The organism is Affinundibacterium fentianense (assembly GCF_018139545.1).
GTDB classification, from domain to species: Bacteria; Pseudomonadota; Gammaproteobacteria; order Burkholderiales; family Burkholderiaceae_D; genus Undibacterium; species Undibacterium fentianense.
Genome location: NZ_JAGSPJ010000001.1, coordinates 143176 through 167896, shown reverse-complemented (window position 1 = coordinate 167896; position 24721 = coordinate 143176). Strand labels below are relative to the sequence as shown.

22 protein-coding genes are annotated in these 24721 nt (G+C 44.7%); 12 read left to right on the top strand and 10 right to left on the bottom strand.

Translation table 11 applies throughout. From position 1 onward, the window contains the following. Positions 1-462: 462 nt before the first annotated feature. Both KDM90_RS00725 and KDM90_RS00720 read left to right on the top strand, forming a co-directional pair. Positions 463-1002: a hypothetical protein gene (locus tag KDM90_RS00725; RefSeq protein ID WP_230409535.1), complete on the top strand. Its 540-nt coding sequence runs from the start codon at positions 463-465 to the stop codon at positions 1000-1002. Between the two features lie 218 nt (positions 1003-1220). Then, positions 1221-1916, top strand: coding sequence for a protein phosphatase CheZ (locus KDM90_RS00720; protein WP_212673702.1), 696 nt, complete (start codon positions 1221-1223; stop codon positions 1914-1916). Between the two features lie 193 nt (positions 1917-2109). Here the strand turns inward: KDM90_RS00720 and KDM90_RS00715 are convergent, their stop codons facing one another. The 3 genes from KDM90_RS00715 to KDM90_RS00705 all read right to left on the bottom strand — a co-directional run bounded on the left by KDM90_RS00715 (position 2110) and on the right by KDM90_RS00705 (position 4565). Continuing rightward, complete coding sequence (locus KDM90_RS00715) at positions 2110-2334, bottom strand: hypothetical protein (protein ID WP_212673701.1); 225 nt, start codon at positions 2332-2334, stop codon at positions 2110-2112. 274 nt (positions 2335-2608) lie between these two features. Further along, positions 2609-3298 carry a lipoprotein-releasing ABC transporter ATP-binding protein LolD gene (gene lolD, locus KDM90_RS00710; RefSeq protein WP_212673700.1) on the bottom strand — a complete coding sequence of 230 codons (690 nt, stop codon included), beginning with the start codon at positions 3296-3298 and terminating at the stop codon, positions 2609-2611. Continuing rightward, positions 3291-4565 carry a lipoprotein-releasing ABC transporter permease subunit gene (locus KDM90_RS00705; protein ID WP_212673699.1) on the bottom strand — a complete coding sequence of 425 codons (1275 nt, stop codon included), beginning with the start codon at positions 4563-4565 and terminating at the stop codon, positions 3291-3293. The genes lolD and KDM90_RS00705 overlap by 8 nt, the downstream gene beginning before the upstream one ends. A 197-nt stretch (positions 4566-4762) precedes the next feature. Here KDM90_RS00705 and KDM90_RS00700 point away from each other — a divergent pair, with 197 nt between their 5' ends. Together KDM90_RS00700 and recJ are read left to right on the top strand one after the other, a co-directional pair. Continuing rightward, positions 4763-5761: a hypothetical protein gene (locus KDM90_RS00700; RefSeq protein ID WP_212673698.1), complete on the top strand. Its 999-nt coding sequence runs from the start codon at positions 4763-4765 to the stop codon at positions 5759-5761. Between the two features lie 97 nt (positions 5762-5858). Beyond that, positions 5859-7556 (top strand): single-stranded-DNA-specific exonuclease RecJ, encoded by a 1698-nt coding sequence (gene recJ / locus KDM90_RS00695; RefSeq protein ID WP_212673697.1) that lies wholly within the window; start codon positions 5859-5861, stop codon positions 7554-7556. 12 nt (positions 7557-7568) lie between these two features. Here recJ and KDM90_RS00690 read toward each other — a convergent pair whose 3' ends face one another. Together KDM90_RS00690 and KDM90_RS00685 are read right to left on the bottom strand one after the other, a co-directional pair. Next, positions 7569-7808 (bottom strand): helix-turn-helix domain-containing protein, encoded by a 240-nt coding sequence (locus tag KDM90_RS00690; RefSeq protein ID WP_212673696.1) that lies wholly within the window; start codon positions 7806-7808, stop codon positions 7569-7571. 11 nt (positions 7809-7819) lie between these two features. After that, the gene (locus tag KDM90_RS00685) at positions 7820-8329 is read right to left on the bottom strand and encodes a hypothetical protein (RefSeq protein WP_212673695.1); all 510 of its coding nucleotides are present in this window, start codon (positions 8327-8329) and stop codon (positions 7820-7822) included. Positions 8330-8531: 202 nt separating this feature from the next. On the opposite strand from KDM90_RS00685, the gene KDM90_RS00680 reads away from it, so the two are divergent. Beyond that, complete coding sequence (locus KDM90_RS00680) at positions 8532-9143, top strand: hypothetical protein (protein ID WP_212673694.1); 612 nt, start codon at positions 8532-8534, stop codon at positions 9141-9143. Positions 9144-9330: 187 nt separating this feature from the next. On the opposite strand, the gene KDM90_RS00675 is transcribed toward KDM90_RS00680, so the two are convergent. Next, positions 9331-10872: a S1C family serine protease gene (locus KDM90_RS00675; RefSeq protein ID WP_212673693.1), complete on the bottom strand. Its 1542-nt coding sequence runs from the start codon at positions 10870-10872 to the stop codon at positions 9331-9333. 86 nt (positions 10873-10958) lie between these two features. Beyond that, positions 10959-11522 (bottom strand): hypothetical protein, encoded by a 564-nt coding sequence (locus tag KDM90_RS00670; protein ID WP_230409534.1) that lies wholly within the window; start codon positions 11520-11522, stop codon positions 10959-10961. A 274-nt stretch (positions 11523-11796) separates the two neighbouring features. Between KDM90_RS00670 and KDM90_RS00665 the strand changes: the two genes are divergently transcribed. From KDM90_RS00665 to lysS, 5 genes are all read left to right on the top strand, one after another. After that, a complete protein-coding gene (locus KDM90_RS00665) occupies positions 11797-12162 on the top strand; it encodes a hypothetical protein (protein WP_212673692.1) in 366 nt (121 codons plus the stop codon). Between the two features lie 298 nt (positions 12163-12460). Beyond that, on the top strand, positions 12461-14668 hold the full coding sequence (locus KDM90_RS00660) for a YgiQ family radical SAM protein (protein WP_230409589.1): 2208 nt from the start codon (positions 12461-12463) through the stop codon (positions 14666-14668). A 180-nt stretch (positions 14669-14848) separates the two neighbouring features. Beyond that, a complete protein-coding gene (locus KDM90_RS00655; protein WP_212673691.1) occupies positions 14849-15139 on the top strand; it encodes a hypothetical protein in 291 nt (96 codons plus the stop codon). 247 nt (positions 15140-15386) lie between these two features. Then, positions 15387-16491, top strand: a protein-coding gene (gene prfB, locus KDM90_RS00650; RefSeq protein WP_212673690.1) for a peptide chain release factor 2 whose coding sequence is annotated in 2 segments (ribosomal slippage) — positions 15387-15467 and positions 15469-16491 — 1104 coding nt in all. Because the reading frame shifts where the segments join, the coding sequence is not laid out codon by codon here. Positions 16492-16663: 172 nt separating this feature from the next. After that, on the top strand, positions 16664-18196 hold the full coding sequence (gene lysS / locus KDM90_RS00645; RefSeq protein WP_212673689.1) for a lysine--tRNA ligase: 1533 nt from the start codon (positions 16664-16666) through the stop codon (positions 18194-18196). 833 nt (positions 18197-19029) lie between these two features. Here lysS and KDM90_RS00640 read toward each other — a convergent pair. Together KDM90_RS00640 and KDM90_RS00635 are read right to left on the bottom strand one after the other, a co-directional pair. Beyond that, complete coding sequence (locus KDM90_RS00640; RefSeq protein WP_212673688.1) at positions 19030-20022, bottom strand: NAD(P)/FAD-dependent oxidoreductase; 993 nt, start codon at positions 20020-20022, stop codon at positions 19030-19032. 190 nt (positions 20023-20212) lie between these two features. Next, entirely contained in the window at positions 20213-20668 is a 456-nt protein-coding gene (locus KDM90_RS00635) for a CBS domain-containing protein (RefSeq protein WP_189344221.1), read from the bottom strand. A gap of 259 nt (positions 20669-20927) precedes the next feature. On the opposite strand from KDM90_RS00635, the gene KDM90_RS00630 reads away from it, so the two are divergent. Further along, entirely contained in the window at positions 20928-22238 is a 1311-nt protein-coding gene (locus tag KDM90_RS00630; RefSeq protein WP_212673687.1) for an O-acetylhomoserine aminocarboxypropyltransferase, read from the top strand. Between the two features lies 1 nt (position 22239). Next, complete coding sequence (locus KDM90_RS00625; protein ID WP_212673686.1) at positions 22240-23046, top strand: alpha/beta fold hydrolase; 807 nt, start codon at positions 22240-22242, stop codon at positions 23044-23046. A 141-nt stretch (positions 23047-23187) separates the two neighbouring features. On the opposite strand, the gene KDM90_RS00620 is transcribed toward KDM90_RS00625, so the two are convergent. Then, on the bottom strand, positions 23188-24720 hold the full coding sequence (locus tag KDM90_RS00620; protein WP_212673685.1) for a DUF4407 domain-containing protein: 1533 nt from the start codon (positions 24718-24720) through the stop codon (positions 23188-23190). Position 24721: the final 1 nt, after the last annotated feature.

Sequence of the window (24721 nt, the reverse complement as noted above, 5' to 3'; positions counted from 1 at the left end):
TGTGCGAACGATCTGTGTGAGGCATGTACAAAATTAGTTTAAGATTTACAAAATTAGTTTAAGAGTATGTACAGTTTTAGTTAAATAGACGATCTTAGGTGATGCGGCCTCTGACTCCATTCTTAATTTGACATAATATAAATTATGCGAATTTATGTAATGACGACTTTCAGAATTTAACCATGGCAAAAGTAACTTACTCGCCGTGGCAAAATAATTGAATGCGCTATTCATCCAACCTAAATTGAACTTTCTTTACGTTTAAATTGACCAAGCGCAGTGCCAACTTTCTTAAAACAACTCGTCATTGATTCAATCGTACAACCAGACAACCCGTCATCAATCAATCGAACTGTCTTGAACTGCGACTGGATTCGTCACCAATCAATCTATCACTTAGGAATCCAACTTATGTTCCAATACAAGTATGCATGCACTGCCATTTGCACAGCAATTATATGCATGCAGTTTTCCAACGCATCGCGTGCGGCTGAAAATCAAGATGTGATCCATAAACCGACGCCTGTTATGGTTGCTTCAGCACCAGCAAGAGCTGCCGACGTACAATCTATCGACGGCATCATCGGTGCTTTATATGACGTGATCTCTGGTGGAATTGGTGAAGCACGCAATTGGTCACGTATGCGTTCTCTATTTATCCCTGAAGCACGCATTATGGCAATTGGTCCCAAAAAGGACTCAAAAGATTTTGGCCTCCGGATTTTGTCAGTCAGCGATTACATCGCGAACTCTGGCCCAATCTTAGTTGAAACAGGATTTCGCGAAAAAGAATTGTCACGTAAAACTGAAATTTGGGGAGAACTAGCCCAGGTCTTTACAACATACGAAACCCAAATGGATAAAGATAAATCGACAAAACGCGGTATCAATAGCGTGCAATTGATGCATGACGGTAGCCGCTGGTGGATCATTTCCTTGTTGTTTGAAGCCGAACGTGCAGATTTACTTTTACCTGAAACATACCTCAGATCTAACAAATAGCGTCCAATTTAATCACAGTGTCTGTTCGATATCTAAAGACTTGTAGTTAAATATTGAACGGCGCGGCTGCGCCTATACCGCGCGCAAATTGGAACCAAGAGCCCACGTGATTTATAAAGAAAATCAAGGGGATACAGTTCACTCCCGGAAGAGATTCCGAACCCACCTGGAGACGCCACTTATGATGTATTTTTCCCAAAGGAATATTTTTGTATTGAATGAATCTTGGTTCTCATTTAGTATCCATCAATCAACATATGCTAAAAGGTTACGCCATGAGTCAAACGCCTCCTGCAGTGAACGGGTCCGAGGGAGATAATCCTGAATTAATGTATAAAGGACTTGGTCATGTAGTACGCGCCCTGCACGATGCCTTGACTTGGGTAGGGGCTGACGAAATTCTGGCCGAAGCCTCAAATGAATTTCCATCAGCTCGTGAACGTTTAAATCACGTGGCTGCATTGACTGAGAAAGCAGCAAACATTGTCCTAGCGACAGTAGAAAACACCCTCCCACTTCAACAAAATATTACTAAAAAATCTGATGGCTTCCTGACCGAGCTATCGACACAAGACTTAACATCTCTATCGAAAGAGCAACTCATAGATATAATCACAAGATCATCCAGTTTTATTCATGAAACGAAGACTAGTAGCTTGGCCACTGAAAAAGCCTTAACCGATATTATGATGGCGCAAGATTTTCAGGATTTAACGGGGCAATTGATCAAAAAAGTGGTTACCTTACTGGAACGCACCGAGAAAGACTTGCTAGGACTATTGATTAGCGGAGCCCCCGATGGCGCCATTTCATCTAAAAAGAAAGAGGATTTACTTGCGGGTCCTGGCGCTGTAGGTGGAGTCCAACTAAATCAAGAAAGTGTCGACGATCTTCTATCGGATTTGGGATTTTAGTAACACCCCTCTGTCTAAGCTGATCCGTCGAATCGCCTACACAAGCATGCACCAATATGCGCTAAGCAGAAAAGCTACAGTATAAACTTACAGCGCACATTGGGGCACCTTGGAATGTATTGTGTCAATCAAAACAAAGTATTCAAAGGGAAGTCCTAGACAGGCAAATCACCCTGCCTCACCCCACTTCTATTTACCGTGCCTTCGACAAAATCACCAACCATTTGCGAAACAGTAAAATCTCTAAATGCCCTGCTTGCACACCTGTCGAACAGTCAATGATAGGATTGACATGGTACTGACGACTACGAAAATCATTACAGACAAAGATCTCGCGCCGACCAATGCGCATTGAAAATGTGCTTGGCGAAAATTGCACAGCAAAACGTGTATCAAAACTTTGTTCTAAGTTAGTCATTTGAAAATCTCCACAATTTGATGAGTGATTGAGTGAATTTGAATACCCATCTTGAACTTTTCAAAGTACTGTATGTGCATTCAGTAGTAGTTAATGTAATTCAAAACCACTGTTCATGCAATCAGTATTTTTATCTTTCGCATTGTTTAGATTCATCTCAACAACAAACTTGTAGGAACACGCTTTTCATCATACCGATCGTGACAAATGTCATTCAAATCAGAGAACAAACTCGTTTCTGATCAAATTGCTTGATCGGCCGTAACACAAACATTTAGCCCTCTGTCGCCAAACCGTTCGGAGTCAGTCGCAAAATTCGATCACACCGTTGCGCTAATTCAGCGTCATGAGTCACTATGACAAAAGCGGTTCCTAAGGTCTTCGATAGCTCCAACATCAAAGCAAAGACGTGATCTGCGATACCGCGATCGAGATTGCCAGTTGGTTCATCAGCTAAAACACATGATGGATTGGTTACCAAAGCGCGCGCCAACGCCACACGCTGGCGTTCTCCTCCAGACAATTCTCCAGGAACGTGGGTGACACGATGCTCCAAACCGACTTTTACCAACATTGTTCGAGCAATATTTTGCGCCTCAACACGAGACATACGACGAATGAGCAAAGGCATGGCAACATTATCGAGAGCAGTAAATTCCGGCAATAAATGATGGAACTGGTAGACAAAACCCAAGCTTTGATTACGCAAATGCCCACGCGCGGTTTCGTTAAGACTTGCGAAATCCTTTCCCATCAATGTAACGGAGCCATTCGTTGGCGTGTCTAAACCACCAAGCAAGTGTAATAAAGTAGACTTTCCCGATCCGGATGCGCCAACGATCGCAACACGCTCCCCTGCATGAATCGAACAATCGACGTTCGATAGAACTTTAACCGCAGTCTCTCCCGTACCAAAAGTTTTCGATAAATTATTGCACGATAAAACAGATTGAAATTTACTCATAACGTAGTGCCTCCGCAGGTTTTACGCGTGCAGCACGCCAACTAGGATAAATGGTCGCGAGGAATGCCAAGACTACCGCGATTCCGCCGATCGTCCACACATCCGACCAATGCAAATCCGAAGGAAGTGTACTGATTACATACACTTCCTTCGCTAAAAATTGAATACCCAACACGCTTTCGATAAAGGGAACGATCACGTCAATATTGAGTGCCACAACGATCCCCGAAAGCACGCCAAGCCCCGTACCAAACAAACCGACCAGACCACCTTGGATCATAAAGATTTTCATTATCGACATTGGGGAGGCACCAAGGGTGCGCAGAATTGCAATATCAGCTTGCTTTTCAGTAACGGTCATCACTAAAGTCGAGACCAAGTTGAATGCAGCAACTGCGATGATCAAAGTCAAAATGATGAACATCATGGTCTTTTCTGTTTTCACTGCAGCAAAATAATTACTGTTTTGCTGTGACCAATCACGTGCAATCAGGCTGCCGCCTAGAGAACGGCTGAGCTCAAAAGCGACTTTCGGTGCTTGCAGCATGTCTCTAATACGAAGACGCACACCAGTGGGTGCGTCTTGTCGGAAAAATTTCTCCGCGTCCTGCAGATGTATGAAGGCCATTCCTGAATCAAACTCATAATGACCGGCTTCAAATACAGCCACCACAGTAAACGCTTTGAGACGAGGAATCGTACCCGCTGGCGTTAATTGGCCCTCTGGCGCTGCCAATGTAACTTTGTCGCCTATACCTACATGCATTGCGCGCGCCAGGTCAACGCCTAAGATAATATTAAATGCCCCCGCTTTTAGATCAGTCAGCTTCCCCGCTTTGACTTTCGTCGCCACAATCGAAACTTTGGGCTCCTCTTCGGGCAAGATTCCGCGCAACAAAGTTCCTCGCATCACACCATCGTTCACGATCATGCTCTGTGCGTCCACATAAGGTGCAGCACCGAGAACCGCGGGATGTTTTTGTACCTCCTTAGCAGTTGCCACCCAATCAGGAATAACACCGCTTGCGTCAAAAACTTCGATATGCGGCAACACGGATAACATTCTATCGCGCACTTCTTTTTGGAATCCATTCATGACCGAAAGAACGATGATTAGTGCCGCAACGCCCAACGCGATACCTGCCATTGAAATCAGCGAGATAAAAGAAATAAAGCTATTGCGACTACTACGTCGACCGGCACGTGTGTAGCGAAACCCAACTAGCCACTCAAAAGAAAGATTTTTCACAAAATTCGCAATCCTCATTAATTCCACATCATTTAAATCTATCAAACATACCAATCAACGATTCTCTTCAGCACAGTTTGAGAGCTTCAGTTCAGTAACCTTGATTAAGTATCCAGGTGCAGTGACACTTTCCAAAAGCGACAAGAGCAGATTTATCATAAGAAAATTCTCCGCGCCTACTTCAAGAACGCGTAGTTTGCCATACAATCACGGACATGAGCCAATTAGAAATCATTTTACCTTTCAGTATTCCTCCTGCATCGCTAGCGAAAGCATTGATCAAGCAAATGACGATGCCTTCTCTGTCGACTTTACTTATTTACGCAGATCAATCCCCAAGACGGCAATTTGATGAGTTCGCACGCTATTTACCCCATGAATACTGGGGTCACAAAACAGCCTATGACTCTGGGCAAATTCAAATAGATAGCAGCCCACCTTTTAGCCATCAACGCATGCGAGATTTCGGCATTCTTACAACTGAAGGATACTGGTTCAGTCTGAGCCCTGTTCACATTCATATTGCGCGTGATCATCTCGTTATGACAGATCAACGTCGATTGGAAATAAGCGATATTGAGGCGAAAGACTTATTTTTAGCTGCACAAGAGATCTGCGCTGAATTGGGACACGAATTGATTTATGGTGATGCCAAAACATGGTTTCTGCGTGCTGACACTTGGTATGATCTGCGCACCGCAAGCCTTGATGCGGCAGCAGGACATAACATGGAAATTTGGTTGGCACAAGGCGAGCACGCGCGTGCATGGCGAAAATTGCAAAACGAAATTCAAATGCTGTGGCATATTCATCCCATCAATCAAAAGCGTGAAAGTCTGGGGATGAAAACAATCAACTCCGTTTGGATACATAGTCCGAGCAAACAATTGCTCGACTATCCGTATCGTCATCTAAGTTTAAATGAATTGTTCTCTAAAGATGCCGGTAGTCGTCAGTACTTCATAGATAATTCTTTGTTAGAACCAGCATTAAATAGCGATTGGGGAAGTTGGTTATTGGCTTATGCAGAACTTGAAAAAGGCTTATTCTCGATACTTCTTCAAGCCTTACAAACAAGACAAATTTCATCACTTAAATTGATTTTAACCGATGGTCACCGACTGCAAGAATTGTCCTGTAGGAAGCCTCGCACATGGCAGTTTTGGAAGAAGCCAAATTTACAGACCTTACTTGAACTCGCTTCCGATACCTAATTTATTCGGATTTATTGACATTTATATCTAGTCATCTTTCGATCATTTGCGAAATATTTTTGCGGTATTCCAAGACCAATTTTTCTGTTAATAATGTATGACACGTATTAGTACTCGTAGCTATTCCTTTCGGCAATCCGAACTACTTCGACAAAGTGGATTACATCCCGTATTGGCGCGCCTATTTGCAGCTCGCGGAATTATGGGAGCAGACGAACTATTCACAGAGCTATCCGCTTTAATTCCACCGAATCGCCTCATGCATAATGACAAAGCTGCATGCTTCTTAGCGGATGCAATTTTGGCTCATAAAAAATTAGTCATCGTCGCCGACTATGATTGTGATGGAGCTACGGCCTGTGCAGTGGGAATACGCGGTCTGCGCATGCTTGGCGCCAACGTCGATTATATTGTGCCAAATCGATTTGAGTATGGCTATGGCTTGACACCAGAAATTGTCGACTTAACGATACGAGAAAAATCACCCGATATTATTGTCACGGTTGACAATGGGATCGCTAGTATTGATGGCGTTGCTGCTGCCAATGCGCAGGGGATCGAGGTTCTTGTGACCGATCATCACCTACCTGCTGACAATCTGCCTAAAGCCAGCGTAATCGTCAATCCAAATCAAGCATTATGTGATTTCCCCAGTAAAAATTTGGCTGGTGTCGGGGTCATGTTTTATGTCCTGTTAGCACTACGTGCCGAACTTAGGCAACGCGGTATCTACGATGCGCAAAGTCAACCAAAACTCGATACGCTACTCGATTTAGTCGCACTTGGAACTGTTGCTGACGTTGTGAAACTTGACTCGAACAATCGAATTCTCGTCGCACAGGGTCTCAAACGTATGCGTGCAGGTCGAATGCATGCAGGCATTGCTGCTCTATTTCGTGTCGCAGGCAGAGAGCCACGAGTTGCTAGTCCATTTGATCTTGGATTCGCCCTAGGTCCTCGCTTAAATGCTGCAGGTCGACTAGCTGATATGTCACTAGGAATAGAATGTCTCACGACAGATGACGACGGACGTGCTTGGCAAATTGCGCAAGAATTACAAAGCATTAACTCGGAACGAAAAGACATTGAGAAAGAAATGCAAGACCTTGCTCTCCTTCATCTCGATACTTTTCAGGCACACGACACCCATACCATTACGGTTTTTGACGAGTCTTGGCATCAAGGCGTTATTGGAATCGTTGCCTCGCGTCTAAAGGATAAATTTTATCGTCCAACGATTACTTTTGCACCGGGCGACAATGGCCTAATAAAAGGGTCTGGCAGATCCATTCCTGGATTTCACCTTCGGGACGCACTCGATCTTGTGTCGAAAAAATTCCCCACCCTTATTCAAAAATTTGGCGGTCATGCAATGGCTGCTGGCCTGAGCATTCGATTTGAAGACTTCGCCGCGTTCCAGGCTGCATTTGAAGCTGTTGGTAAAGCGTGGCTACGCCAAGAAGAATTAGAACGCATTATCGAGACAGATGGCGCACTAGAAGAGGCCTATTTCTCAATCGACTTCATCGAAGTTCTAGACAATCAAGTTTGGGGTCAGGGATTCCCGCCCCCACTATTTTGCGATGAATTTAAACTTATTTCCCAACGTATTTTAAAGGAGCGTCATCTTAAATTGCTTCTAGAAAAAAATGGGGTCCGTTATGACGCAATTTGGTTCGGACACACAGACAATTTCAATGATCGTGTACGCGTTGCATTTCGATTGGATGCGAATGAGTACAACGGGTCTACGAAAGTGCAGTTACTAGTCGAGCACATAGAGCAGCTTGAATAATGTCAATCGGCGCTATTGCTCTTCATTCCGACGCTGCCTATCCAGTTCATTAAATTCGTAGTCTAAAATATCTGCAGGCTTACAATCCAAAATTAAACAAATTTTCGCTAGAGTATCAAAACGAATACCGCGAACTTTTTCAGTTCTCAACATCGATAGCTGGGTCTCAGATAAGCCTATTTGTTCAGCCAGATATTTCGCTCGCATTTTACGACGCGCCAACATCACATCCAAATTTACTCGAATTGGCATGGTTTGATGCCCTAAACAAAACTATCAAGTTGTGACTGTAAATTTCGCGCACGCTGCGCGACGAATTTTAAAATGAGTCCAATCATCCCGATGGTGACCGTTTGAATATCCCAATCTGTTTTAACCCCGCGTCCGCCTTGATTAATCCATGCCTCAATAGTGGGAACCATCAAAATCGCAGCCATCGCCACATACATCAAATCAGCACCAATTTTCTGTAAAAGATGCAATGTTTCATCCCCAAATCGCTTCTGTTCCTCAAAGTGCTTGAGAAAGTTAGACGCAGACCAAAGAGCAAACAGGTAGATGATGGGAACCAACAACCCCGTCCAAAAGTGCGGCAATTTGAGGGACATCATCAATGTGTTCCACAAACTAAAGTTGCCGCCCACCGTATATATAGGAATTAGCTGTGTGGCGCGATCAAAACATAAATTCAAAATCAATATCCCTACCAACAATTTGATCAAAATACTCAACTTAGCCAAGTTTGAATTCACTGATGCACGCATTTGATCCATTTCATCCCTCATTAAAGTGCAAATTGAAAAATATCGTTAAAAACGATATTAATTTAAGTAAAACTTAAAGTAAACAACTTTTCCACAGTTACAATAGAATAATCGATGCAATTACCCATTCCGATGATAAGATTTTGCTTATAACCGTAGACGGATTTAATCGACTTTGCATTTCTATCCATATTTTTTTATTGGAAAAATCATGCGTAAAATTTCATTACTCATAGCAGGACTAGTTTTACCAATTGCACTTGCCAGTGCTCAATCAAATATTAAATTGAGCACAATAGAAGGTGTAGAAAATGAAGATTTGATGAATGTATTGCGGTTTCAAGGCATCAGTTATAGCAAAGTAAAGTTCAGCGGTACACACCTGTGGGGCAAAGATTTTAAGATTTTAATTCGTGATTTTTCCAAAGGAAAATTGGTTAAAACCTATGAAATTTTTGATTCTAAAGAAGATGAATTTTTCAAACTCAAAGAACAAGAGTTTACTTTTAATGTCTTAGTCCAACGCACAGCTGCGGGAAAAGCGAAATTCGATTTTCGCTTCTTGGGGTATGGAGCCGTGAAAGAATTCGACCTTAGCCCAGACCAAAAAGATTTCACATTGAAGAGCCTACAGGGCGGAGCTACGGAAATCGAGTTTCCGGTAGGTCAAAATCGAAGTATTTTAAGTTTTATGATGCCGTACAAGGCTAAAAACGGCAGTATCCAATATCCTGATGTCAATCAGTCTGATTTAATACCAGAAGATTTCGGCAAAAAATATAACATTCCGCGCTATTTTTTAATCGACATTCGATTTGATTAAATACACATCGCAGTGAATACAAGTGAGATCATATTGAATTCTTCTCAGCTTTCAATTTGACGATAAACGAAACGCCCCAAAAAAAACAAGGCGCAAAAAAAATCTTCTGCGCCTTGTTTCAACATGAGATCGAAAATAAGATCAAATTAGTAAATTGATCGATTTACCTCCCCCTATTTTACCTCCCCTATTTGGCATTCCAGATTGCCATCATATCTACTGACCCCTGCGAACGAATACCATTATCAGATAGGATTCCTTCTGTCTCTGCCAACATCGCTTTTCGTGGCAACACCATCGTTTCACCGTATCGTTGATCATAATGAATCACAATCAATTCATCTTGCATATCGCGAAGCATCGTCACCAAATGTCGCAAACTCTTGACTGGTTGCCCGTTGATTGAATAAATAACCGAACCAAAGCGATTACTATAGCCTGTGACAAGCTTGTGCGGAAAAAATGGCGAACTCACGACAACCAGTTCCTCACGTTCAGCACTAGGTTTCTCACCGCGCAAGGTCACTAGGGGGCTCGCGTTATAGGCATAGCCGTTCATGGCAGGCGCATTGTTCGTGAGAAAACTTAAATACTCAACTGTTGCCCTTGAAAAGACGATAGGGCCAAACACAAAATAAGATGGATAGCCACCTTGCAAATCACCAATTAAATGAGGGCGCCCTTTAAAAAGCGGAGCATCCACTCTCATCGCCTTACCACCACGGACAATACCAAGAGAAACTTTATCCTTCGCCGCAACTTGCTGCACCTTGTATTTGAACATCACACGCACATTCGGTTTCAATTTCACCATACATTGATTATCAACTGGGGTATCACCTATGTGCGTCACGACATCCCACTCTTTCAATACACCTTCTGCAGTCTCGATGTATGGCCGATGAATAATGCATCCCTCAATTGTCTTGTCCAATTTCAAGAATTCACGAACAGTGGCATTTTCTAAGGTCTGCGTCACATCAAGCAATGAGGGTTTTCCATCGTATTTTTGATCGGCGATATCCTTCAGAAACAATTCAATTTCTTCATTCGGAATAATGTAGCCGATATTTTGAGCATGCATTAAACCTGAAAATGCTAAGCCAATCATCTTGTCGCCAGCGATCACAGGACCGCCACTGTTTCCAGGATTGATTGCAGCGTCAATTTGTATCCGCAGGCCTCCCGTGCTGCCGTCATAATCAACGAATTCAATTCGAGAAACTATTCCTTTCGTAATAGACAAAGAATTACCACCTGTTGGATAGCCATAGGCAAAAACAGCATCAGTGACTTCAGGTAATTTATTTGTACGTCCAACCGCTGCATGCGTATCAAAAAACTTCTCGTCATCCAGCTTCAAAACAGCCAAGTCCATAGAGCGTGAAATCGCGACCACCGTTGCTGGCAGCTTATCTCCATCCTGTCCAGTTTGAATTTGAACCTGGCTCGCATATTCCACCACATGCGCGTTGGTCAAAATTCGACGCCCTTCAATCACGACACCTGAACCCGTGACCTCTTGCGGTGCCGCTTTCCCCCAAGGCTTAAATGGATCGGGCCCACGCAAAGTCGAGAACACTTTTACCACTGACTTTTCCAAATTAGCAGAATTTGCCGCAGCACTACTGCTCGATACCGACTTGCTATTACTAGCAACGGCCTGATGGAGAGGATTGAGGAACAATACGGAACCGAGCAAAAAGCCCATTAAAAACTTGGTAGACATCCAATAATCTTTCAGCAAAGCGGCTAAGAAAAAAAACAAAATTTAATTTTACAAACTTATTTAGGCAATATTCGACAAAAATAATGTTATTTGGTTTCATGCGGATTGTTTAAATCTGCCGAAACATGGCAAGCACGAGCGTTAGCAACGCCTTTCAAAAAAGAGCGACGAACAATTCCGGCCATCCCTGCTGCTGCGACTTCTTTAGCATGATTATCTGCGCCGGTTAATCGACGCACCCAAGAACGAAACGGCACGAAGCCCTCGGTAAAGCTGCGTAAAGCATTAACAGTCGCATTGCCTAGTTCACGCTCAACAATATTGCCATTCTCATCCACTTTGGCGGCATCCAAATCTGGACCTAAAACCGCATTCAATGAACTAATTTCCTTATCAAACCAAGCACAGTCAGCGCCTGGAACCACCATATATGGAGCTTTCCTAGCATTGATTAATACAAGAGGAATATCTGCTTTCACTAAATTTAAATCGCTCAGCGGAGAGGTAATTGCTGCACCGACTTTCGAATCAAAATTTTGACTCGCTTGTGGGGTATCCGATTGCACTTCTTTTTTTGCCGTACTACTACAAGCCGAGAGTGCGACGATCATACAAAAACCAGCACCAACTAGAATCTTATTTTGCAACATATTCACTCCTTTTTTATTCTTACGAGAATCGCAATCCCAATATTTTCCGATTCTGTTTATCTGGTATTTAAGCATCTAATACCGCACTTTTTGCGGCCTATCGGAACTTACTTAACTATCTCTATCACCTCGCCTACATTTCATTTGTCAATCATGGTAAAGCGAAACGATGCGCAGCGAATATCCAGTCATCTCCCTATGCTTTTGATTGACGCCATTTATATTTTTGATCGTTTTATTTCAACTCTTCCGTTTCAATCCTATGGAGCACATCATGAATACTCTTTTAAAAGCACTTACCATTTCGATCCTATTTTGCGCAAATAGCGCATTGGCGTATTCTCCTGATATCGACACACAAGTCACGGTTAAAGGCTCTAGCCTATTCCGTTCGCACTATCTCAGCCCAGAGCAGTCTCGCGAATTAGTTGGACACTATGTCATGGATAATGGTCAAACCTTGATCATGACACAAAGACAAAACAAATACTATGTTGAAATAGCTGGTATGAAGCCAACGCAAGTTTTCCCAAACTCATCAGAAAGCTTTATCTCCCAGAACAGGGAAATCGAACTTCGCTTTCAAGTTGCCAATGATGGCAATGCAACACAAGTTTTGGCCAAGTTTGTACAACTTTAATAGTGAATCCATTTAATCCATCAATAAACAGCCGAAAAAAAGAGGGTAATATCGTTATTGCCCTCTTATTTTAGTAATCACTTAACATATCATCAGATACTCCTTCAATTGTCGAACTCCAAACTTTATATTCGTTCGCAAAAACAAGAGCTTACGAATAATTCAAAATCAACCTCCGAGGCGAACTTAGACGGATTCAGGTAAAATCCTGCTTATGAATCCTGCACCGAAAAATCTCTTCGCCTCACCGCGTTATCGCCCCGATGTGGGCGGCAAACATGCTGCTCCTTTTCTCCCGATGTCACGCGCTGAAATGGATGCGCTTGGCTGGGATAGTTGTGACGTCATCCTAATCACTGGCGATGCCTACATTGACCATCCCAGTTTCGGCATGGCCTTGGTTGGACGCCTGCTTGAGCAACAAGGTTTCCGTGTCGGCATCATTAGTCAACCTGATTGGCACTCTGCCGAAGATTTTCGAGCCTTAGGGCGCCCTAATCTGTACTTCGGCATTACCGCCGGAAATATGGATTCCATGGTGAATCGCTACACAGCCGATCGCAAAATTCGTTCAGAAGATGCGTACACGCCCGATGGTGATCCGAATAAGCGCCCTGATCGCGCAGTCGTTGTCTACGCACAAAGAGCACGCGAGGCATTCCCTGAAGTGAATGTCGTCATCGGAAGTATCGAGGCAAGTTTGCGCCGGATCGCGCACTACGACTATTGGTCAGACAAAGTAAAGCGCTCAGTTTTGCCTGACTCCAAAGCAGATATGCTGTTATTCGGCAACGCAGAACGGGCGATTGTGGATTTAACCCACCGGCTCGCAGCTGGTGAGCCAATCAAATCCATTCGTGATCTGCGTGGCACAGCCTTCATGACACCGTCAAACTGGCTGCCGAGCCCTGATTGGTCAGAAATTCAATCGATCAAAATTGATACGCCAGGCAAAATTGAAGCGCATACTAATCCTTACGAAATGATGCCGGAAAAGGACGCCAAGTGCGCGACCGGACAGGTATCAGGTGCTGGAGACACTTCAACTAACACCGCAGAAGCTGACGTCGTCAAACAGCAAGCAATTCGCATTATGAGTCGCGAAGAACGCCAAGCGATGCTGCGAAATAAGCATAACAACACCGTGATACGCTTGCCTTCATTCGAAGCGGTAAAAGATGATCCTGTGATGTATGCCCATGCATCGCGTGTGTTTCATCTTGAGGCAAATCCAGGCAATGCTAAAGCCTTGTCACAAGCGCACGGTGATCGTGACGTATGGATCAATCCACCACCGTTGCCATTGGCGATGGATGAAATGGATGGCGTTTATGACCGCGCCTATGCACGCGCACCGCATCCTAGTTACGGCAAGGCGCGTATCCCAGCATGGGAGATGATACGCTTTTCAATTAACATCATGCGCGGCTGTTTCGGCGGCTGTACTTTCTGTTCGATTACCGAACATGAAGGCCGCATTATTCAAAGCCGGTCAGAACCTTCTATCCTCCGTGAGATTGAAGAAATTCGTGACAAAACCAAGGGCTTCACAGGAACGATTTCGGATCTTGGCGGCCCGACGGCGAATATGTATCGACTGGCGTGTAAAGACAAGAAGATTGAAGAATCTTGCCGTCGTTTATCCTGCGTGTATCCTGGCATTTGCAGCAATTTAAATACTGATCATAGCAAGCTCATTTCGCTCTACCGCAAAGCACGTGCCATCCCCGGAGTGAAGAAAATTTTGATCAGTTCCGGCTTGCGCTACGATCTAGCTGTACGCTCTCCCGAGTACGTGAAAGAACTGGTTACCCATCACGTCGGTGGCTTGCTCAAAATTGCACCTGAACATACGGAAACGAATGCTTTGTCGAAAATGATGAAGCCTGGTATCGGTGCGTATGATGAGTTTAAGGCAATGTTCCACAAGTATTCGAAAGAAGCAGGTAAAGAACAATACTTGATCCCCTACTTCATCGCGGCTCATCCGGGTACAACCGATGAAGACATGGTGAATTTGGCCTTGTGGTTGAAGAAGAATGATTTCAAACTCGACCAGGTCCAGACCTTCATGCCAACGCCGATGGCCTTGGCAACCACGATGTACCACACACGTAAAAATCCGCTCAAAAAAATCACTCCGGATTCTGAAGTCGTTGAAACCGCACGCTCAGGCAAGATACGCAAATTTCATAAAGCACTGTTGCGTTACCACGCGCCAGAAAATTATGAGATTGTGAAAGAAGGCTTGCTAAGGATGGGACGCGGCGATTTAATCGGTAGCAGTGAACGCCATTTAATACCTTCACGCGCACCCGTTGTGGCAAATCTTGTCAATGCTGGGGTCGTTCCGGTGAAACGTGGGAGCGCCCCCAAACTCAATACTTTTGGTAAGAGCTCTGCCACCCGTTTGGCTGCTAAAGTTTCCCCAACAAGCACTAAATCTGGTTTATCTTACAATCCAGCCAAACCCAAAAAAACGCCGACAAAGTCGGGCCGTCACTAAACAATCAAACCTTCCTGAAGTTGCAAACACTGCAACCTGAGGAAGGTTTGACAGCCACATACAACACCCCAATAAAATTCTCTGCCATCAAAGAGCTTAGCGCGCTACAATTTCCATGCGGAAATTGAAATTCAACTTAATTGTATTGCGTTGCTTGTTTCACTTACTAGGAGAGTCACAATGAAGCATATGAAAACCGTGTTAATTCTGGAACATACCGAGGAGGTATTTGACAAATTGACATGCGATGTCTGTGGTGCAGAATCTCACTGGGATGAAAATTGGTCTAGTGCCGAGCCAGAGAAAAAAATGACGACGATACAATTGGATGAGGAAGAAGCATTTCCTAATGGTGGACAATCCATGCAGACCCAATATCACATTTGTCCCACTTGTTTTAAAACCAAATTAAGTGAGTGGTTCGAAAGCCATCGACAAGCTAAACCAACCATATCCAAATCTGTATGGTGAGCTAACTGCATTTCCACATCTCAAAATGGTGATTCGCTAGATCGATCCAGACTTTATTGTCGAATCACCAGACATTTGTCACTACGAGCTTCCTCTCTTAATTCAATAAAATTTAACCTAACAAGCAGTTTGGGGCTGACAGCTATTCAAAACTACTAAATTTACAAGGCAAAATCCTTCGGATACGCAAGTTCATACCCTAGTCGAGTATAATATAAGGTTTATTTATCTTACTAAAGAATCCCAAATGGAAGCCGAACGTCTTAATAGTATTGCCAACTTGCTCATCGACTTAACCAGTCGTGAAGCCGAACTTCGGAGGTATCTTTGACTTCGATATCAAGTCAGAGAAACTCGAACAAGTTAACGGTGAATTAGAAGATCCCAAAGTTTGGGAAGATCCCAAACGTGCACAAGAACTGGGCAAGGAAAAGAAATCCTTAGAAGCCATTGTCCATACCTTAATCAAGATCGATGCCGATTTAAAAGATGCGAATGAAATCTTTAATATGGCGCGTGAAGAAGGTGACGAGGATACGCTGGAAGCTATTGAAGCCGATGCTGCCCATCTCAAAGAATTAGTCGAAGGTATGGAGTTCCGTCGGATGTTTAATAATCCTATGGACCCCAACAACTGCTTTATCGACATTCAAGCTGGCGCGGGCGGTACCGAGGCTCAAGATTGGGCATCGATGTTGTTGCGTCAGTATTTGCGTTATTGCGAGCGCAAAGGCTTTAAGGTTGAAATTTTGGAACAATCCGATGGCGAGGTTGCTGGCATTAAGACTGCGACACTCAAAGTGGAAGGCGAATATGCGTATGGCTTCCTGCGCACGGAAACAGGCGTGCATCGCTTAGTCCGGAAGTCGCCATTTGACTCTGCGAATGGACGTCATACTTCATTCTCCAGTTTGTTCGTCTATCCAGAAGTCGATGAATCGTTTGAAATTGATATCAACCCAGCCGATGTACGCGTCGATACGTATCGCGCCTCGGGTGCCGGTGGGCAGCACATTAATAAAACCGATTCCGCGGTACGTTTAACCCACGCGCCATCAGGCATCGTGGTGCAATGTCAAAATGATCGTAGTCAACATCGCAACCGCGCTGAAGCTTGGGAGATGTTGAAGGCGAAGTTGTTTGAACTCGAATTGCGCAAACGCATGAGTGAAAAACAAAACTTGGAAGACACCAAGACCGATGTGGGTTGGGGTCATCAAATTCGCTCCTATGTTTTGGATCAATCGCGAATTAAAGATTTGCGTACCAACTACGAAATGGGTAATACCAAAGCAGTATTGGATGGCGACTTAGATGGATTCATTGCCGCGTCGCTCAAGCAAGGCGTTTAAAATGTGTGCGCATAAATCCAATTCTAGGGCGCATCACGGCGTTGCCAATGCTCGCAATACCGACGTAATGCTGTGCTTGGCGCCTTGTGCTGCACTCCTATAATTAAATTTCTACACACACATTTCCGATTGCATTATTAAAGAATCAAAATTTCATTTTTAGAGAACAATCATGTCCGACCACCAAAATCCAGCAGCAGAATTGCCACAAGACGAGAATTCGATCATCGCTGAGCGTCGTGCCAAGCTCGATGCGATTCGTGCGAAAGGCGTCGCCTTCCCTAACGATTTCCGTCCACAGCATAAGGCGGCAGATTTGCAAGCGCAGTATGGTGATGTGAGCCGTGAAGACTTAGAAGCACAAAATGTGGAAGTCGTTGTTGCAGGTCGTATGATGCTTAAACGTGAAGCGGGCAAAAAAGCGGCCTTCGCCACTTTGCAAGACGCGTCTGGTTTGAAAGCCGATGGTCGCATTCAGTTGTACGTGACGACAGACAAAACTGGCGAAGCAGAAATGGAAGCCTTCCGTCATTATGACTTAGGCGACATTCTAGGCATCGAAGGTGTTTTGTTTAAAACCAAGACCGACGAGTTGACCGTCAAAGTCACGAAGTTGCGCTTACTGACTAAATCTTTGCGCCCGCTTCCAGACAAGTTCCACGGCCTGTCGAATCAAGAAACCAAGTACCGTCAGCGTTATGTTGACTTGATCATGAGCGAAGAAACACGTCGCACATTCAAAGCGCGTACTGCGGCAATGAATTCCATCCGTAGTTTCATGAATAGCCATGATTTTATGGAAGTCGAAACACCGATGTTGCACGTGATTCCAGGTGGCGCAGCGGCCAAACCGTTCATCACACATCACAATGCGCTAGACATGGAAATGTACTTGCGTATCGCACCAGAGCTGTACTTAAAACGCTTGGTTGTTGGTGGTTTTGATCGCGTATTTGAAGTCAATCGTAACTTCCGTAATGAAGGTGTATCTCCACGTCATAATCCAGAATTCACCATGATGGAGTTCTATGCGGCCTACGTGGATTACAAGTGGTTAATGGATTTCACCGAGTCCGTCATTCGCAAAGCAGCGATTGATGCGCACGGCACTGCGGTATTGACTTACCAAGGTAAAGAATTAGATTTGTCCAAGCCGTTCCAACGTTTGACGATCGTCGGTGCGATTAATAAATATGCCCCACATTACACAACAGAACAATTGAACGATTCTGAATTTATTAAGACAGAATTATTGAAGTTTGGCGTCAAACCATTCGCGACATCAGGCTTAGGTGCATTGCAATTAGCCTTGTTTGAAGAAACAGCCGAAGCACAATTGTGGGAACCGACTTACATCATCGACTACCCAGCGGAAGTTTCTCCGTTAGCACGCGCATCTGATACGGTTGCTGGTATTACAGAACGTTTTGAGTTATTCATGACCGGTCGTGAAATCGCGAATGGCTTCTCGGAGTTGAATGATGCAGAAGATCAAGCAGCGCGCTTCATGGCACAAGTGGCCGCAAAAGACGCTGGTGATGAAGAAGCGATGTATTACGATGCGGATTATATTCGTGCTCTGGAATACGGCTTGCCACCGACCGGTGGTTGCGGCATCGGGATTGATCGTTTGATGATGTTGATTACAGACTCACCGAATATTCGTGACGTGATTTTATTCCCTCATTTGCGTCGTGAGGAATAAGAGTTATTTGTTTTTTGTCTGAGGTTTTGTGGAGGGAGGAAGCTTTAAGGTTTCCTCCCTTTTTTAATTCTGTTGTTGATTTGCGTTCGCAGGTCGGGTGTGGCCCGACAGCCAATTACCTTTTTTGCTTCGCCAAAAAAGGTAATCCAAAAAAGGCGACCGTAGACTCACCCCTGCGGGGTGCTTACGCTACGCTTCAGCATAATTTGCGCATCACAAAAAATGGGAAAGTGTTGAAACTCGCCTTCGGCTCAAACAACAACACTTTCTTTATCCATTTTCTGTGAAGCACAAATTACATCGTCTCAAACGGGGGTAGGTCAAAAGCAAATGCAACGACCATCAACGATAAATCGAAAAAAAAGAGGCCGTCGATGTACGTATCGTCATTCCCGCGAAGGCGGGAATCCAGGGCGTAAAAACCTAACGTCGCTGGATCCCTGCCTACGCAGGGATGAAGCCTCGATTTTTCTAGTCTATTGACCGACTTTACGGTTGATACTGTTTGTTTTTCTATTGCTGTTGTTCTTGACTTTGCTTTTGACCTTCACCCACTTCTGACACTGCCAATTGTGCGGGACAAAAAATGGATAAAGAAAGCTTCGTTGTTTGAGCCGAAGGCCAGTGGCAGCGTGGTCGCCTTTTTTGGGTTACCTTTTTTAGCGAAGCAAAAAAGGTAACTGGCTGTCGGGCCACACCCGACCTCTGGACGATGAGATTGTTTTTAAATAATCGTTAATCATTAGACGATCAACAAACCTAAAATCTAAAACAAAAGAGGCAAGTTACGCTCTCACGTAACCTACCTCTTCAAGTCAAAGAGAAAACTACAATTACCCAATTTCCTGCGCCAATCCCAAACCACTCAAAAACGCATTCTCCACTCGCCCTCCACCCTCCAACCCCGCAGCAAACCAATCACCACATACACCAATTTTCGCCTTCGCATCCCACAAGAACGATTCAACTAAAGGCGAATCGGCCTGTGCATAGCGCCAACGATGTGTGACTGCATGAATCGCTTGAATGGGTGACCCGGTCGCTTCATGAAAAGCCTTAGATAACTTTTCTTTCGCACGCTCATGATCATCTTCTAAATGCTCGATACTCCAAGCGGCAGTGGCGTGGCAGACCCAACGCTCGCCAGCGCGATGATCAGGCTTAGACGTATCGCGAGCAATCCATCCCAAGCGAGAATTCGCCACCCATGCACCGTCGTAATCGAGATTTAAAGGATGTTGGAAGCCCAGCATCAATACCCAGCATGGCTGCAAATGCACGCCCGCGACAGTTTTACTAAAACTTGCATGGTCTTTCAATAAAGCGGAGGCCTGTTCTGGTGGAATCGCCATAATCACTGCATCAAATGGACCAGCGGATGCAGCGACAGGAATGTCCTCGGTTTTGACTGACAAGATCCACTGATCACCATGGGCTTCTAATGCAAGCACCTGCTGCTCTAGGCGCACATCCAATCCATGTGCTAATTGCTTGCCGAGCGAACTCATGCCAGGCACAGGCACAAAACGTTGTGTACTTGTGCCGACAGCGCTTGTTTTTCCATGATCGAGATTCACTAACTTACTTTCCCAAGGCACGACCCATTCCAATTTACGCCAATCAGCGACTTCTTTTTTGAAACGATCTGAACTCGCGGTGAAATATTGCGCACCGTGATCAAAGCCACCGAGTTCGGTTTGTCGTGTGCTCATACGTCCGCTGACGCCACGACTTTTTTCATACACAGTGACATGATGTCCCTGTGCCTGACATTGACGGGCTGCGGTTAATCCAGCTAAACCTGCACCGATGATGGCTACCTGCATATGCTTCTCCTTATTTTTATGGATTTTTCAATCTGATATTCACTCAACAATTCACTCAACTCAGTCACACTACTTATTACTATTTATAACTCAACATAATCTTTCTTAAAATTTTCTCTATCAAATCATCCTCTCGTAAAATGAATAGGCAAAAAAAAACCCACAATTCGCATCGTGGGTTTCGCACTATTTATGACTGTTCTTTTTCATCCTCAACAGGCCAGTCGCGGATATAGGCCTTCAACATCTTGTTCTCAAAACTTTGTGCTTCTAATACGGCACGGGCAACGTCATAAAACGAAATCACGCCCATCAAGGTCTTTGCATCCATTACCGGCAAATAACGTGAATGTTTTTCTAGCATCATACGACGTACTTCATTCACTTCGGTCTCAGGGGTCACCGTCATTGGATGGTCATCCATATATTTGCGTACTGTACCGTCGCCAAGCGCACCACCATTTTTATGTACCGCACGTATGACTTCGCGGAAAGTTAGCATCCCAACCAGATCACCAAACTCCATGACGATCAAAGAGCCGATATCTTTTTCTTCCATAAAGCTCACCGCTTCTTTCATCGGTGTATCAGGCGTAATGGTAAAGAGAATATTTCCCTTCACTTGCAGAATTTCAGAAACTTTCATTTTATTCCTCCGATCTGGTAATGCATTACGGCCAATATGCTGTCAAACACTCAAGACTCAGCCTACTTGTCTTTGCTTTCTTTCATCTAATGTATCGCAAGCATCCAGAAAAATCTAGTGATAAAGAACAAGTATTTTTGAATTAATGCAGTATCTCAGGCTAACTGTGGTTTGACGAAATTGAAAGCTAAGTCAAGTCTTTTCAAAAACATGCCAAGTGCGTAGGATGTCGGCATCCAATTAGGGAGAATACCAGTTTATGAGCGGTCCAAAATACCCAGGCTTTGACACCTTGTCATTGCATGCCGGCGCTGTAGCCGATCCAGCCACAGGAGCACGAGCAACACCTATTTATTTCACCTCTTCATTTGAATTTAAAGACTCTGATCATGCGGCTTCTTTATTCAATATGGAACGCGCTGGCCATGTTTATAGCCGCATCACCAATCCGACCAATGCGGTCTTAGAAGAACGCATGGCTGCGCTAGAAGGCGGTGTCGCTGGCATTGCTGTCGCCAGTGGGCAAGCAGCGCTACATCTTGGATTATCGACGATTGCTGGTGCTGGCTCGCACATCGTTGCTTCACGCGCGCTATATGGTGGTTCGCATAATTTATTGGCTTACACCATGAAACGTTTTGGAATCGAAACGACTTTTATCGATCCACGCGATCTTGATGCTTGGCGGAATGCGATACGCCCGAACACCAAAGTTTTCTTCGGCGAGACTCTAGGCAATCCTGGTTTGGATGTATTCAATATTCCCGCCATCGCGGAAATCGCACATGAAAATCACCTACCACTCATGCTCGATTCCACCTTCACCACGCCTTACCTATTACGGCCATTTGAACACGGCGCGGATTTGGTCTATCACTCGGCGACCAAATTTTTGTGTGGACACGGCACCGCAATTGGCGGCGTCTTAGTTGATGGCGGCACATTCGACTGGCAAGCAGCCTATGAAAAAACAGGTCGCTTCGCAGAGTTGTGTGAACCTTATGAAGGTTTTCATGGCATGGTATTTAGCGAAGAATCGACCGTTGGTGCATTCTCATTAAGAGCCCGCCGTGAGGGACTGCGTGACTTCGGTGCTTGCATGAGTCCACACAATGCCTTCGCCATTTTGCAAGGCATAGAAACGCTGGGATTGCGTATGGATAGACACGTTGCCAATACACGCAAGGTGGTGGAATTCTTATCTTCGCATGCTGCGGTCGAGAGCATCGCATTTCCAGAATTAGAATCCCATCCCGATTATGCACTCGCCAAAACCTTACTGCCGAAAGGTTGTGGTTCGGTCTTTAGTTTCAATATCAAAGGCGATCGCGCCGCGGGTCAACGCTTTGTCGAATCTTTGAAAGTTTTCTCGCATCTAGCGAATGTGGGCGACGCGAAATCTTTGGTGATTCACCCAGCTTCCACCACACACTTCCGTGTACCCGCTGAACAGTTAGCGGCTTCCGGCATTAGCGAAGGCACGATCCGTCTTTCAGTCGGATTAGAAAATGTCGATGATCTGATAGAAGATCTCGCACGTGGTTTAAAAATCGCACAGAAAGGCAAATAAGATGCATCTGACGATACAGAATAAAGAAGTGTATGCGTACACAGGTGGCAAAGCCTTCAATCCGAATTTACCAACCATCATCTTGGTACATGGTGCACAAAACGATCACTCGGTTTGGGCAATGCAATCGCGCTATTTGGCTCATCATGGATTCAGTGTGCTGGCGATTGATCTACCGGGTCATGGCCGCAGTGCCGGACCAGCATTAAGCAGTGTGGAAAAACTGGCGAGTTGGTTATTAGAATTGATCGAGCTCAGTGGCGTACAACAAGCCTATGTGGCTGGTCACAGTATGGGATCATTGATCGCATTAGAGGCGGCCAGCATGGCACCTGAGCGCATACAAAAACTCGCATTGCTCGGCACTGCCTTTCCGATGAAAGTGTCGGATGCCTTATTGTTTTCAGCGCAGCATGACGAACAATCGGCAATAGATATGGTGAATATTTTCTCTCATAGCAGTAATGCACATAAGCCGTCTTGCCCTGGTCCTGGTTTCTCAGTCATGAATGGCAGTATGCGCTTAATGCAACGAATCTCCGCGATCAATCCCGATCAAGTTTTTTTCAATGACTTCACTGCTTGCAATACGTATTTGAACGGTGAAGACGCAGCGAAAAAAGTAAAATGCCCGACGCTGTTTTTATTAGCGCGTCAAGACATGATGACTCCAATCAAAGCCAGTGCTTTGCTATCGAATGCGATCAGCAATAAACAAATTCACATCATTGAAAATTGTGGACATTCGATGATGAGTGAACAGGCTGATGCGGTGTTGGATGCTTTATATGGATTTATGAAGAACTAGATTGAAACAGTCTCACTACGATCTTAAATTATGTTTTCTGTCGTTCCCGCGAAGGCGGGAACCCAGTGTCGTAGTTTGGTTTAATACCAAGTTACTAGATTGCCACCTTCGCGGGAATGACAAACAACATGTCGGGCATTACTAGACTTTGATTGCTGATCCTTGCACACCAGCCAGACTATCCAATATCTTCGCTATCGTTTCTTGCACCATATTCTCTACCCTCGGATCAACACTATCCGCATTCAACACCATTGAATTATTTTTCAACTGCTGAATCGCTTCCAACTGCGACAGATGTAATTTCAGAGCCTCGACGTTCAAACGCAGTGCGACATTGAGTTCACTTAACTGGCGATGTAACTGTGTTTCCAACTCTTGCTCCAAACACAAACGTGCTTGCGCAAATTGACCATCATCTTCTAACCAAACTGCTTGCTCACCTTTCGCCTGCATGCTGGCTTGTAATCGCTGAGTCGCAATTTGTTCCTGTTGAGTTTGCAACTGCGCGCTGATTTGCTCTTGCGCTGCGACTTCCATACTATTGAATCGCAGATCAACATCGGTAGTTGAAGTGAATTTCACCAAAATCGCCACCATTTCTATCGCAAAAAACCAAGTCAACCACCAGATCAATTGAAAGCGCCGATTAGCATCATTTCGCACTAAATCTGCCACTGCTGCAAAATCGGCAGCAAAGCCGGATTGTGATGCGAGTGTAATTTTTTTCTCTTGTGATTCGCTGAGCGACATTTCTTTTTGCTTAGCTTCTGCGATGTGGCTTTGCACCTGCTTTTGCTCGCCGAGCAGTACTTTCTTTTCTGCGTTTTTTTGCTGTTTCCATTCCAATAGCTTGGTCATTACTAGACCATCAGCATTTTGGCACGGCGCTTTTACGGCATTGAGTTTTTGATTTAATGCATCAATTTTTGCATCGAGTAAAGCATCGGGCGCAGCCACATTTGCAGCCGCGTTTTTTTGCAACATTAAAGGTCGCAATTGACGTTGTATAACAAGATCAGTTTTTGCAAATGTTTGCCAACACTGTTTGGCACGTTGTCGATATGCAGCCAAATCAGGTGGCTCGCTGGCAAGTGCTACATCGACTTGTTTAATCGCGCCTTCTACCCTTGTTGCATCTTGACGCAAAGCAGGCAAACCTACCGCCAGTTGGGCTGACTGCACATTATCAATCAAACGAGTGCGCGCCATCTCGCCGACTTTGACATCAATCTCAGCACGATTACTTTCAACAAAAAATGGATACACCATGGTCGATGCCGATAACAGGGCTAGCAAGCCGCGCCAACTCAAACCAAAGAGTTTTTTCCACCACGCTGCATCAGCGCGAATACTAATCAGCATTTGCCTTTCTAAACACCATTGGAATACCGCCCAAATAATTCCTGCCGTAACCGCACCCCAAGCAGAAATAGTACTCATGGTCGCAAGCATGTGACCCATGCCATAACCAGAAAAAAGAGCGAAGAAGATCACTAAAGAACCGATCCCATAATATTTATGACGACCTCGCATAAAACGATACGCGCCCTGCTGATCACGCTCCTCTAACACCTCAACCGGAACTGCCGCTGATAAGGCGAGAAAACTCAGGGCGGCACGCCGCCACTGCCCATGATCAAATACAGAAGCAGAATTCACTGAAGCATGCATA